The 12337-nt window shown below is 68.3% G+C and carries 10 protein-coding genes and 3 pseudogenes; 2 read left to right on the plus strand and 11 right to left on the minus strand.

The window, feature by feature from the left end:
• Positions 1-121: 121 nt before the first annotated feature.
• The 10 genes and pseudogenes from ACZ562_RS36435 to ACZ562_RS36480 all read right to left on the minus strand — a co-directional run bounded on the left by ACZ562_RS36435 (position 122) and on the right by ACZ562_RS36480 (position 9485).
• A complete protein-coding gene (locus ACZ562_RS36435) occupies positions 122-1729 on the minus strand; it encodes an alpha/beta fold hydrolase (RefSeq protein ID WP_471188561.1) in 1608 nt (535 codons plus the stop codon).
• Positions 1730-1743: 14 nt separating this feature from the next.
• Complete coding sequence (locus ACZ562_RS36440; protein ID WP_471188564.1) at positions 1744-3147, minus strand: alpha/beta fold hydrolase; 1404 nt, start codon at positions 3145-3147, stop codon at positions 1744-1746.
• Between the two features lie 524 nt (positions 3148-3671).
• A complete protein-coding gene (locus tag ACZ562_RS36445) occupies positions 3672-3989 on the minus strand; it encodes a transposase (RefSeq protein ID WP_471188566.1) in 318 nt (105 codons plus the stop codon).
• Positions 3990-4270: 281 nt separating this feature from the next.
• A pseudogene (locus ACZ562_RS36450) lies at positions 4271-5274 on the minus strand (IS5 family transposase).
• 184 nt (positions 5275-5458) lie between these two features.
• Positions 5459-5623 (minus strand): hypothetical protein, encoded by a 165-nt coding sequence (locus ACZ562_RS36455; protein ID WP_471188568.1) that lies wholly within the window; start codon positions 5621-5623, stop codon positions 5459-5461.
• Positions 5615-5713 (minus strand): annotated as a pseudogene (locus ACZ562_RS36460) (IS5-like element IS4811 family transposase); the annotation flags it as partial. The pseudogene ACZ562_RS36460 and the gene ACZ562_RS36455, both read right to left, overlap by 9 nt.
• Before the next feature lie 52 nt (positions 5714-5765).
• On the minus strand, positions 5766-7352 hold the full coding sequence (locus tag ACZ562_RS36465) for an ISL3 family transposase (protein ID WP_471188571.1): 1587 nt from the start codon (positions 7350-7352) through the stop codon (positions 5766-5768).
• A gap of 59 nt (positions 7353-7411) precedes the next feature.
• Positions 7412-8089, minus strand: coding sequence for an IS5 family transposase (locus ACZ562_RS36470; protein WP_471188574.1), 678 nt, complete (start codon positions 8087-8089; stop codon positions 7412-7414).
• Between the two features lie 79 nt (positions 8090-8168).
• Complete coding sequence (locus ACZ562_RS36475) at positions 8169-8579, minus strand: RacP protein (RefSeq protein ID WP_471188577.1); 411 nt, start codon at positions 8577-8579, stop codon at positions 8169-8171.
• 3 nt (positions 8580-8582) lie between these two features.
• Complete coding sequence (locus tag ACZ562_RS36480) at positions 8583-9485, minus strand: DUF6192 family protein (protein WP_471188580.1); 903 nt, start codon at positions 9483-9485, stop codon at positions 8583-8585.
• 225 nt (positions 9486-9710) lie between these two features.
• Between ACZ562_RS36480 and ACZ562_RS36485 the strand changes: the two genes are divergently transcribed.
• Together ACZ562_RS36485 and ACZ562_RS36490 are read left to right on the plus strand one after the other, a co-directional pair.
• Complete coding sequence (locus tag ACZ562_RS36485; protein ID WP_471188582.1) at positions 9711-10190, plus strand: NADAR family protein; 480 nt, start codon at positions 9711-9713, stop codon at positions 10188-10190.
• 316 nt (positions 10191-10506) lie between these two features.
• A pseudogene (locus tag ACZ562_RS36490) lies at positions 10507-10836 on the plus strand (IS110 family transposase); the annotation flags it as partial.
• A gap of 20 nt (positions 10837-10856) precedes the next feature.
• On the opposite strand, the gene ACZ562_RS36495 reads toward ACZ562_RS36490, so the two are convergent.
• On the minus strand, positions 10857-12095 hold the full coding sequence (locus tag ACZ562_RS36495) for an IS110 family RNA-guided transposase (RefSeq protein WP_471188585.1): 1239 nt from the start codon (positions 12093-12095) through the stop codon (positions 10857-10859).
• Between the last annotated feature and the right edge of the window lie 242 nt (positions 12096-12337).

The following is a 12337-nucleotide window of genomic DNA, read 5'->3' on the forward strand; positions in this document are numbered from 1 at the left end:
ATTATAGCCCTTGTTTGCCTCTCCCCCCCCACCCCCCCCCCCCCCCCCCCCCTCCCCCCCCCCCCCCCCCCCCCCCCCCCCTCCCCCGCCACCGTGGGCGGCGGACGCCCACGCAAGCGCCTTACGGTGCGATCTCGAACTGCGGCGGCTGGAGTCCCGCGAGGCAGCTGGTGTCCGGCGCGGTCGGACGGGCGAAGAACGACGTGGTGATCGTCTGCGCGCACCGCGAGTCGGCGAACACCACGTGGGCGACGTAGGGGACCGTGACGGCGGTGGAGCGACTCAGCGTACGGGCGACGTACGCCCCGTTGCTCGGCGCCGTCTGTGCGTCGAACCCGCCGGACAGGGCGAGGGTCGGGATGTCGCTGCGCGTCACGTCCCTGACCGACGGGGGTGCCGGGGGGACGTCCCAGGCACGGCAGTCGTCGTGGAGCCAGGCGAGTTGCGGGGCGTTGGCCAGCATCGATCGGGGGAACGACGGGAACGCGCGGCGTCCGCCCCGGATGATATCGGCCCGGCTCTCGTACGGGGTCCACTGGCTGCAGAAGACGCCGTAGACCAGCCCGTGGGCGACCCTTCCGATGGCCTGCGGGCTGTACTTGCCGCCCGCGAGCTGCTCGGCGATCCGCTGCGGGTTGCCGTGGGCCAGTTCGTCGATGAAACGCGGCACCCCGGCCGCCACGTGGGTGGCCGAGGTCAGCCAGGTGACCAGGTTGCCCCCGTCCAGCACGACCTTCACCGGCTCCGGGTGGACCGGGACCGTGACGGTGGTGGTGATCGGGTCGGCCTCCAGCTCGCTGACGAGGCGGAGGAAGGTGGCCTTCAGGTTCGGGTAGCGGGTGTTGCAGGCGGGCTGCTCCTTGCAGGCCTTGAACAGGCCGTCGAAACCCTCTCGTGCGGCCTTCCAGGTCACGGCCCCGCCGGCGATGGACGGCGGCAGGATGCCGTCGATGCCGACCGAGCGGATGCCCTTCGGGTGCAGGTGCATGTAGTTGAGCGCCAGGTGGGTGCCGTAGGAGATCCCGAAGACGTTCCACTTCTTGACACTCAGCGTCTTGCGCAGGGCGTCGTAGTCGGCCGAGCTCTCGATGTCGTTGTAGGTGCTGCGGTCGGCGCCCTGGGCGTCCACACGGTCGCGGCAGGCCCGGGTCGCCTCAACGTGCAGGCGCCCGGTGGACGGCGCGTTGGAGACCAGGCCGAGGGCGCGGGCGTTGAACTGGTCGATGTTCGGGCAGGTGAGCTCCGGGTCGGCCGAGTAGGTGCCGCGTTGGGACATGAAGATCACGTCGCGGTCGCGGTTCAGGTTGCCGGCGAGCGCCATCGGGATCTCGGAGACCGCGTCGTCGCCGGGGCCGCCGGCGAGCCACGCGATCGGGTCGGGCGCGGGACGGCTGCTCTCCGCGGGCATGATCGCGACAGCGAGGGTGATCCTGCGCCCGCCGTGGCTCCTGGGCCCCTGGGCCCTGGAACGCTTCTCGGGCACGGTGAGGGTGCCGCAGCGGGCGCGCGCGAGATCGGGGATCGGGTCCGCCGTCCTGGGGCAGGGGCCCGGTTCGAAGTGGGCGTCGCCCACCGTACGGGCGACCGTGCCGATCGGGCCGTCGGTGCCGGAACGGGCGTGTGCGGGCATCGCGGCGAGGCCGACGACGAGCGCGCCGGCCGCGGCTCCGGCCAGCGTTGCCGGGAGCCGTCGCGCGGGGCGCTGACTGGGGGTCGTACCAGGGGACATCGTGCGTACTCCGGTCAGGGGATGATGGTGAACGGCTTGGGTTCGACTTCCGGCACGCAGCCGGTGTCGGGCGCGGTCGGCCGCGCCAGGAAGGAGCGCAGGACCGACGCGGCGCAGGGCTCCTGGGGCACCACCCAGTGGGTGATCCCGGGAATCACCACGGCGGTCGAGCGGGGCAGCGTGCGGCCGGTGAACGGCCCCCAGCTCGCCCCGGTCTTCGCGTCGAAGGTTCCGGTGATGATGAGTGCGGGCACCTTGCTGTGGGTGGCCACCCGCTGGACCGCGGTGCGGTCCGGGACGTTCCAGACACGGCACAGGTCGTGCTCGAAGGGCAGCTGCGGTGCGTGGGCCAGCACCGAGTCCGGCCATCCGGGGAAGGCCCGGCGACCCGCCTTCAGCACGTCGCGCTTCGAGAAGCCCGGGGCCCACTCGGCGCAGGCCACCGAGTGCGTCAGCCCGTGGGCGAACTCGCCGATGGCGGGCGTCGCGCCGGCGGCCTGGGCCCGCGCGAGGCGCTCCGGATTGCCGTCGGCGAGTTCGTAGAGTGCCGCGGGGACGTCGACGGCCGGTACCAGTCGGCCGTTGGCGACCAGCAGGTTCACCAGCGTGCCCCCGTCGAGGACGACCTTCACCGGGGTTCCGCCACCGGGCGGCGGTACGGTCAGCGTCAGGGGGTTCGCCTCCAGCCGCCGGACCTGCTCCGTGAGCCTGCGGGAGAGCTCCGGGTAGCGGGACTTGCAGGCGGGCTGGGCCTCACACGCCGCGAAGATTGCGTTGATCCCTTCCTGGGCGCTGTCCCAGGCCCACGGCAGGCTCACGATCTGTGGCGGCACGATCGAGTCAATCGCCAGCGAGCGGATGCCCTGGGGGTGTCGGCGCAGGTAGGTGAGGCCCAGGTCGGTGCCGTAGGAGTAGCCGTAGACGTTCCACTTCTTGATGCCCAGTGCCTTGCGGAGGGCGGCGAAGTCCGCGGCGTTCTCGGTGGTGTTGTAGGCCGTGAGGTCGTTTCCCTCGGCCGTCAGGCGGTCCCGGCACTCCTTCGCCGCGCGTACCAGCCCTTGTCCGGTGGACGGCGCGTCGTAGCGCAGGCCCACGGCGGTCGCGTTGAACCGATCCATCTCCGGGCAGGCGAGGTTCGGCTGTGAGTGGAGGGTGCCGCGCTGGGCCACGACGATCAGATCGCGGTCGCGGTTCACGTCGGAGTCGATCAGGAAGGGGATGGCTCCGAACGCGTCTCCGCCGGGACCCCCCTCCATGAACACCACGGGGTCCGCGGCCGGCGTCTTCGACGCTGCCGGGATGATGGCGACGGCCAGCCGGATGGTCCGTCCCGTGGAGCGCTCGCGGTTCTCGGGGACCTCCAGGAAGCCGCACCGCCCAGGAACCGGCTCGGGCGTCTGTGGGCAGGGGCCCGGCACGAACCGTGCCGGATGCCCCGACGGTGGCCCGCCGACAGGCGGCGACTGGGCGCTGCTCGGCGCGGTCCCGATCGCACCGAGGGCACCCAGACATGCGGCGAGGAGCGCCGCCTTCGTACGCGCCCTCCGGCCGCGTCGTGGACGGGTGTGTCGATCCCGACTCTGTACGGGCGTCCCGGTCCCGGAGAAGGAGGGCAGGGGTCCGGGGCCAATGTCGTGTTCCGCCACGTGATCTCGTCTCTCTGACGTCCCTGGCCACTCCGGTCGGGGGACGGTTGGCATGGCTGCGCCCCGCCGCATGGCCGGGCAGGGCGCGTACGCCAGCCTGCGTTCGGGCAAGGGCTTCCACCACTCGTCGCCTCCACTTGGAGCAGCCCCACCTCGGACCGGGGGCTGTCCCTGGTACCCAGTCGGCCGGGGGCGGAGCCACCTCCGCTCCGGCGGTGGTCACTCAGCCGTATGCCCGAGGCGGGTCTGTCCAGCCAACGGCCCTGTCTCACTTTCGGTGGTGACGGAGAGTGCTGCTATCCGAGGAGGATGCGGTGGCGAAGCAGGGTGAAGCCTGCTCGTCCGTGCATCTGGCGCGCGATCCGCTTGGTCTTGGTGTTGACACCCTCGGTGGGGCCGTTGCTGTACGGAAGCGTGAGGGCCGCGTTCACGGCGTCGCGGTCTCGTTCCAGACCTCGGGCGAAGGCATGCAGGTGGGGCAGGTCGGCGCCGCGGACCTGGACGATCCAGCGCGACGGACAGTCGTGCGATTCCCCGCGCTTGAAGTCGTTACTCACGAGCTCCGACTGTTTCATGATTGGTTTCAATCTGTCGAGCCGTTTGCAACGGCCCATGAAACGCAGTTCCCCCTGGATGCATCCGTTGGGTGACAGCGTTTCACAGTCCCTATGAAACAACCTCAGTGTCCGCGTTGTCGTCTCTTCGAGTCGGCGGACGTCCTCGCCACCGCCTACGACACCGGTTCGTGCCTGTGGCGTCCTGGCCGCTGGCGTGTGGCACGTTTCGCTCTTATTCCGGTCCCACCCCTTCAACACTCAAGAATAGGTTCTTGCTCCGCTGATCCTCAGATGCGTGCCCTCGGGTAACCTCCCCTAGGGCGCGTATCGAGTCGTGATCAATCGGTGGTTCGGGTGAGGTCTTTGATCCAGATCATCGAGGCGCGCAGGTGGAGGCCGGCGAGATAGCTGTCTGGGGTCTTGTCGTACCGGGTGGCGATGCCTCGCCAGGCCTTGAGCTTGTTGATCAGGCGCTCGACGGTGTTCCTCTCCTTGTAGAGGTCGGCGTCGTGGCTGACGGGCCGGCCGCCTGTGGAGCCCTTCTTCTTCCGGTTGGCGGCTTGGTCCTTCTTCTCCGGGATCACTGTCTTGATGCCACGTCTGCGCAGGTGGGCCCGGTTGCCGCGGGACGAGTAGGCCTTGTCGGCGGCGACCGCGTCCGGGCGGGTGCGGGGGCGGCCGACGGGGCCGCGGACCCGTAACTTCTTGAGGACGGGGATGAACTGCGGGCTCTCGGCGGCTTGGCCCGCGGTCAGCACGAACGCCAGCGGGCGGCACTTGCGGTCGGCGGCGAGGTGAACCTTGCTGGTCTGCCCGCCTCTGGAGCGTCCCAGGAGGGCGGCTTTCAGCCGAAGTTTTGGCCCACGCCGGATGCGTCGTCGCTCTTCGCGCTCGGGATCGGTATCGGTGTCCTGTCCGTCTTGTTCTTCGAGGCTGCCCCTTTTGACCTGACCTTCTCCGCCTCGATGGCAGCCTTCTCCAGTGCGCCGAGAATGTCCTCGCCCAGATGCATCCCGGCCGCGTCGTGGTGAGCGCGCGCGGTGGTGGAGTCGATGCTGACCAGGGACAGATCGATCTCACCCCGCTTCGCCGCTTCCGCGATCAGGCCCTCCAGCAGGGCCTCGAGAACGCCGACGTCACGCCACTGCCGGAAGCGGTTGTGAACGGTCGGCCAGGCACCGAACTCCTGCGGCATCTCCCGCCACTGTCCGCCGGTCTTGAATCGCCAGATCACCCCCTCGAACTGCTGCCGCAGCCGCTCGGGATACGGGCCGAACTCGCCGATCGGCAGGTACGGCTCGATGAACTCCCATTCCTCATCCGTCAGTTGCACACGCGTCACGCAAGAAGGTCTACCGCTGCAGACCCCGCCACGACGGCGAATCCCGCAGATTGATCACGACTAGATACGCGCCCTAGGCGGCGCCGAGGGGTTTTCCGCGCTTCGCGGCCACCGCCCGTGCCAATCACGTCACGGAATTCTGGCGCGGGAGGCAGCCTGTGCATCGATCGAAGAGGCAGCCCGGCTATCCCACGCCGTCGAAAATCCGGGCGCGGTCGCCGAACCTTTTTTGCAGCCTGTCCGTGCTTGGGTGATCGAGGGGGTTGTATCGCAGGTCGAGGTATTCGATTTCGTCCAGGTGCGGCGAGTCGGCCAGTGCTGCGGCGCCGTCCGGGTCGATGCGTTCCACCACCCACCTCTTCGGGAGCAGTACGAACCCCTTGGCGTCCTTGGGGCGGGGGACGACCTTGATCGTGATGCCCAGGGTGTCCTGGGCCCAGGTGTCGGCGTACTCGCGAACGTGGCTCTGGCAAGATTTTCGTAGCCGGAGATCATCTCGGTGACACGGTCGGCCGGTCCGTAAAGCGGCGGCGGAGGTGCGCGATCAGGACGACGCGGTGGCGGAGAAGTGAGACACCGGCGCGGCCAGCCATCAGGCGTTTCTGCAGCTTGACATCAGTGATGCGGCCTTCGTTGACTCCGGAGTTGTAAGAGGTGGTGATCCCTTGGACGACGGCATCCCGGTCTTCGTGCAGGGCTCCGGCAAGGCCGGTCAGCGGAGCCAGCCCGCTGTCTGCGAGGTCGTTCAGCCAGTCGGGCAAGGGTGTCGCGTCTCGATCGTCGAGCATGGCGGCGAACTGGCGGACCAGGTCGTGGGTGTGCCTGAGTTCAGGGCAGTGGTCGAGGAGCCGGGGCAGGCACTCGTTGATGTGCGGGCTGCGGCGGTGCGGGTGGGTGGTAATCCAGCGGGCAGCTTCGCGCGGGGAGGGCGGTCGCTCCCGTGGCTCGTCCAGGGGTAGGCCCCGTCGCAGCGGTGCGACGGCCATTTTCACGCGCTGGTAGTGGCCGAGGTAGCCCTTGGTCTGGAGTTCCTCGTGCAGGATCTTCGCGCTGTGCTGTCCCTCGTCCCAACGTTGTTGCAGGTAGCCGAGGTACGGATCCAGGGTTGAGGGCTTGCGGGGCAGGCGGCGCATCACTTCCTGCCAGGTGCGGGCTCGGGCGTATTTGCTTACGGTGCGGCGGTTCAGGCCGAGTTCCCGGGCCACGGAGCTGTGGCTGCGGCCGGTGCAGGTCAGAGCGTGCACGGCCTCGAACAGCCTTCGGGCATGCAGCCCGGCCCGGGTGTCCGCGGCCGTGTTCTCGAATGCCTCCTCGGCCGGCACGGCATGGGTCTCGCTGACCGGGGGCAGTGCTGCAGTCAGGCAACTGCGATGGGCGGAGGTGATGTCCCGGACACGGCGGGAAAGGCCCTGCCACAGGTGGAAGCGGTCGCTGACCTGGACGGCATCCGGGGCGCCAGCGGTGATGCCCTGCCGGTAGGTGAGCGAGCCGTCCCGGCAGGCGACCTCGACACCTGGGTGCTCGCGGAGCCAGCGGCCGAGCTGTTCCGCGTCGCGTCCCTCCCAGAGTGTGAGCGGGAGCCGGGTGGTGGCGTCGACCAGGAGGGTGCCGTAGGTGTCGCCGTAGAGCGCGAAGTCATCGACCCCCAGCACACGGGGTGTCTCCGGTGGCGGAAGCGGCACCCGCATCAGCTGGGACAGGACGGTGCATCGCGAGAGCCCGATGTTCACGATCCGCAGCATCCGGGAACCGCCCCGGCCGGCCAGCACCACGCCGACGTCCTGCACCAGGCGCTGCAACTGTGGTGTGCGTCGCTGGTAGCGCACGGTCAGCCCCGGCACTTGCTCGGCGAAGGTCTTCTTCGGGCAGGTTGCGTTTTCGCAGTACAGGCGGCGTACGGACAAGTCGATGCGCAGAGGTCGGCCTCCGGCAGTGACGTCGGCAAGGTGTCGTGCGTAGCGGCTGTGGCACCACGCGCTGAGCTGGCCGCATCCCGTACATCCCGCAGGGACACCGGATCTCGTGCGGGCGCGGACCGCCACGACAGCATCGGAGACTTCGACCGAGACCACCAGCACATTGGCCAACTGTGGTAACAGGCTTGCCAGTTCAACGGAGCACAGCCACAGGCTGCCCGCTACGCGGACCGGCCGACCGTGTCACCGAGATGATCTCCGGCTACGAAAATCTTGCCAGAGCCACGTTCACGTGTACGCCGACACCAGGTGCTGAACTCTTCTCCGCCGTAGCCGTTGTCCGCCCAGACCAGGACGATTTCGGGGTGCTCGGCATGGAGGCGGGTGAGCAGGATGCGGGCCGCGTCGCGGTCCTGCACGTCGGCGGGGGTGACGAGCAGGTCGACGAGCAGGCCGTCCTGGTCAACGAGAAGATGCCGCTTCCTCCCGTTGATGTGCTTGTTCGCGTCGTACCCGCGTGTCGCGTTCGACACCGTCTCCGCACCCTTGACGGACTGGGAGTCCACGATCACCCGGACCGGCCAGGGACAGCGCCGACGGCGCAGTCGCAGCCGTCGGCGGAGCTGGTCGAGGATCCGTTTGAGGACGCCGTTCTTCGCCCAGCGGGCGAAGTATCCGAACACAGTGCGCCAGGGGATGCCGAAGTCGGCGGGCAGCGCCCTCCATTTCGCGCCGTTGTCGGTGATGTAGCGGATGGCGTCGACCACACGTCGGCGGGGCCACTTCTCCGGAGCACCGCCCTTCGGGGTCTGGCATGCGGGAGTCGGGAGAAGGGGCTCCAGCAGGAACCATTCCGCGTCGCTGGTGTCGGAGGGGTAGCGGTAGTTCGGCAGCATCATGGGGGTTGGGGCCGCGATCTGGGGGTGAGGGGCCAACTGCGGTGCGGTCGCGGCCCGTTGTCTGCCTTCCTGCTCTACTTCACTCCAGGTTGGCCAGCAATTGAAGGGTAGATTCGAGCGCGCCCATCTGGGCCATGACGGTGCGGATATAGGGGTCGTCGGGGGTCTTGGTCTGGTGCGGGAGGAGGGTCCCGGCGATGAAGTGGGTGACGCGGTGGTGGACGGTGTTGACGAAGGCCCGCTCGTAGCCGATCCACACCTCCGGCGCATCGTCCAGCAGCCGGTATCCCCACTTTCTGTCCCAGGTCACGTGCGGCAGACCGCGCGCGGCGGCGACCTGGCGCAGGTGCGCGAGCCCGGTGTGGATCTGCGCGCGGGTGCGTTCGGTGGCGGCCATCAGCTGGGTGATGGTCAGTCCGGCGGGGCGGGCCTCCTGCAGGGCGCTGAGGATCGCTTCGGCGTGGACGTGAGCGGGGACACCCCGCCCCATCGCCTACTCACCCGAGCCTTTCAGCAGCCTCATCAGCTGCTCGTCCAGGTCGACCTCGCCGCGGGTGACGGCGTTCTCGATCCAGTCGGCCGCGGCGCGTACCCGGGCAAGGCCCCGGCCGACGGTGTCGCGTTCGGCGTCGTCGTAGTGCTCGCCACGCAGACCGGGAACGATCCTGCCGGCCGTGCTGACGAACTGCGCGCAGGCCGCGACCAGGTCCATGAACTGGGTGCTGTGCTCCATGCGCTGCAGTTGCGGGGCTGCCTCCTGGCGTGCGAACTGGGCCTGCTGGCGGAACCGGTCGAACTGGGCTTCGTTGACCGCGTGCCGGGCGGTGTCATCGGCCATGGCCTTGTCGGCAACCGCCGGACGGCGCAGGAAGTCGGTGGTCACCACGGCCGCGACCGCGTCGTCGGTGGCCAGGTCGTGGATCGCTTCGACCTTCTCCTGGACGCTTTCCGGAGAGTCGACCTTCCAGCCCACGACCCGCTTCGCGCTGTCGTGCGTCCACCAAGCCCGTCCGCCGCGCGAGTTGGCAGGGGGGTTGGTGACCGTCTCGAAACGCTCCTGCTCATCGGGGATGCTGGCCAGAATCTTGTGGATCGTGTGCGAGACGTCCGCCCGCCGGCGCTCCGTCGGCCAGCGCGAGGACACCCACCGGTAGGAGCGGACCGTCGTGTAAGCCAGGCCGACGTCTTCGGCGAACATCCGGAGGGCCTCGCTGACCGTGAACAGGTCGTCCCTCCCGGACAGATTCGCACCCCCATACGAACGCATCGGCTCGATCTCCACAGCCGCATCCCCGAGCCGCCACTGGACACTGCTCATCGCAGCCACCCAGTCCCGCCCTAGCTTGACCAGCTCGTCGTAGCGCTCCCGGGTCACACTCCCGATCATCGCGGGCATCCGGACATCACCCCCGGCGGACCCGGGTGCGGCACCTTGTCCATGCCGCCAACTTGCCCCGGCAGGCCGTCACTTCGCACCATCCAGCCGACTCTAGTGCTCTGACCGGGAAGGTTCACCGGGTCGTTGGTGCGCTGAAAGACCGGGCCCGGCGAAGAAAACTGGTTGCGGGGGCTGGGGCATGCCTGACACGGTGCGGGTTTCCGTAACACCCGTGAGGTTCCCATGACGATTTACTTCTATGGCGCCGACGAAGTCCCTTATGGATGCTTCTCGAACTTCTCCGATCACGGCTTCGACCTCGACGGGGTCTGGTGGCCAACCTCGGAGCACTACTTTCAGGCGCAGAAATTCAAGGGCACTCGTCACGCGGATCTCGTCCGGCGTGCTCGCACGCCGCTGCGGGCAGCGGAGCTGGGCCGTGACTCGTCCAAACCTCTGCGGAGGGACTGGGAGCGGGTCAAGGACGACGTGATGCGCCGTGCGGTGGCAACCAAGTTCCGCGCGCATGCCGATATCCGTGACATTCTGCTGTCCACCGGCGACGAAGAGATCGTCGAGGACACCACCACCGATCACTACTGGGGTCGGGGCAGGACCGGGAACGGCAAGAACATGCTGGGGCGGATTCTGGTGCGCACCCGTAGCCAGCTGCACGCCGAACTCGCCGAAGCTCTCGACAGCGATGGCCGCCGCCCGCGGTGATCCGGGAAACGTGTGCGGTGTGCCGCATGTGTAGGACGGCTCAGGCCACGGTCTCGAGGACAGGGCGCCCTCCCCAGCGGAAGCCCTACTTTCTTGATCGTGGTTCGAACTGGTCACTCGTAAGATCAGCGGGACCCAGGGGCTCTGGGTATGGCTGTCAGCGGTTCGCCATGAGATGGCTGGAAAGGCTTGGCCGCCCGGAGCCCCGCGACGACTCGACCGCCAATTGGGAGATGCGACTCGATCGCTGTGTAGGGCAACGTCGGCGAGGTCGTCTGCTGGGCTGCAGGAGCGCGACGAGCTGGCGGAGGTGCCCGTGCCCCGGATATGGGCCGGAGTGGACATCGGCAAGGAACACCACCACTGCGTGGTGATCAACGCGGACGGCGAACGGCTGCTGTCCCGCCGGGTCCTGAACGACGAAACGGCCTTGCTGGAACTGATCGGGGACGTCCTGGCACTCGACACCGACGTGCTGTGGGCCGTTGATCTCAACCACGGCGGAGCCGCCTTGCTGATCGGACTGCTGATCAGCCATGACCAGCCGATGGTCTATATCACCGGCCTGACCGTGCACCGTGCCTCGGCCTCCTACCGGGGCGAGGGAAAGACGGACGCCAAGGACGCCTTCGTCATCGCCGACCAGACATCCGATGCAGCTTGGAGTCAAGCTGCCACTGCCAACTCGATGGGCTTGGTGGGGAAGGCCGTGGCTTCGTTGTAGGGGACGCGGTTGCTGAGGCAGTAGTGGAGGCAGCCGAGCAGGCGATTGTAGAGATTGCGTTGTGCGGAGGAGTGGCGGTCTCCGGCCTCGCGGCGCCGGTCGTAGTGGGCGCGGGCGCCCGGTGAGGCGGTGATCGCGGAGAATGTCCATACGTAGCCGACCGCGGCGAGCCGCTGGTTCTTGACCTTGCGGGCCATCACGGTGAGGCTTTTGCCCGACGCGCGCGTTATCGGTGCCGCGCCGGCGAACGCCTTGAGTCCCTTGGGGTCGGCGAAGCGTGTTCGGTCATCGCCTATTTCGGCGAGGACTCGAGCGGCGGAGAGCGATCCAAGCCCGGGAAAGCTGGTGATGAGCGGGGCGTCGGGATGTGTCTCGAATGCCTCGACCACTGCCTCAGCGAGATCGTCCGCGCTGGTGCAGGCCGCGTCGAGCTGTCGCAGTAGCGCCAGCGCCTGCCGTCCCATGGCCTGTTCGACGAGCGGAGGCTGCCGCATCTGCGGACGCCGCAGGACCTCGCGCAGACGGTCGGCCTCGGCCTCGATGCCGAGTTTGCGACCCGCGCGTCGAACTACCGCCCGCAGCTGTGTGCGGGTAAGTCGAGCAGCCCTTTCCGGAGTGGGAGCCGTGGCAAGGAGTTCGCGGGCGACCGGATGGCAGAGTCCTTCGCGGGTCGACGCGAAGGCGGTGAGGAAGCCAGGAAAGTACTCGTGCAGGTGGGAGCGGAGCTTGTTGCCGGCCTGGGTCCGGTCCCAGACCGCATCCTGCTGGGCACGGGCCAGGACGGTTATGGCTTTCGCGAGCTCGCTGTCGGTCGGCATGGTGCGAAAGGAAGTTCTGTCAGTCCGCAGGATGTTCGCCAGGACCGTCGCGTCCAGGTGGTCGGACTTCTTGCGGGTGACCGTGTGGCGCTCGCGGTAGCGAGCTGCCGCCATCGGATTGATCGCGTAGACAGGTCGGCCTGTTGCGTGCAGGCATGCGACCAGGAGGCCGCGCGAGGTCTCGATCGCGACCGGGATCGGCGTATCGGCACTGTCTCCGTGAGTGGCCAGCAGCTCAAGGAGCGTGTTCAGCCCGGCGAGATCGTCAGTGATCCTCGCCTTGGCGACAACGGTTCCGTCCTGGTCTGTCAACGCGACATCGTGGTGGTCGCTGGCCCAGTCGATGCCGCAGGTGACGGCCATACTCTTGCTCACATCCTCTCGATCGGCGGACCTCATCGGCCCGAGTCGTGCAGGGCACGCGGCTCCCTAATGGAAGGGCTCGAAGCCCAGCATCCGATTGGCCGTTCGTGACCCCAGCAGCCGGCAGGGCTCTCTGTCCGTGAGGGAGCTCGGGGCTCCCGGCCTGATGAGAGATGACTCCTGCCGGCGACTTGGACCACGATTATCAATAGCTGATCGCACACTGCCGGGAAGAGGGGACG

This window comes from Streptomyces sp. NPDC040410 (assembly GCF_055595715.1).

Bases quoted from the DNA above. Each gene is read 5' to 3' on its own strand.
- ACZ562_RS36485 (WP_471188582.1), top strand. From the start codon at position 9,711: ATGACGATTTACTTCTATGGCGCCGACGAAGTCCCTTATGGATGCTTC.
- ACZ562_RS36475 (WP_471188577.1), bottom strand. From the start codon at position 8,579: ATGGGGCGGGGTGTCCCCGCTCACGTCCACGCCGAAGCGATCCTCAGC.
- ACZ562_RS36445 (WP_471188566.1), bottom strand. From the start codon at position 3,989: ATGGGCCGTTGCAAACGGCTCGACAGATTGAAACCAATCATGAAACAG.
- ACZ562_RS36480 (WP_471188580.1), bottom strand. From the start codon at position 9,485: ATGCCCGCGATGATCGGGAGTGTGACCCGGGAGCGCTACGACGAGCTG.
- ACZ562_RS36435 (WP_471188561.1), bottom strand. From the start codon at position 1,729: ATGTCCCCTGGTACGACCCCCAGTCAGCGCCCCGCGCGACGGCTCCCG.
- ACZ562_RS36470 (WP_471188574.1), bottom strand. From the start codon at position 8,089: ATGATGCTGCCGAACTACCGCTACCCCTCCGACACCAGCGACGCGGAA.
- ACZ562_RS36495 (WP_471188585.1), bottom strand. From the start codon at position 12,095: ATGGCCGTCACCTGCGGCATCGACTGGGCCAGCGACCACCACGATGTC.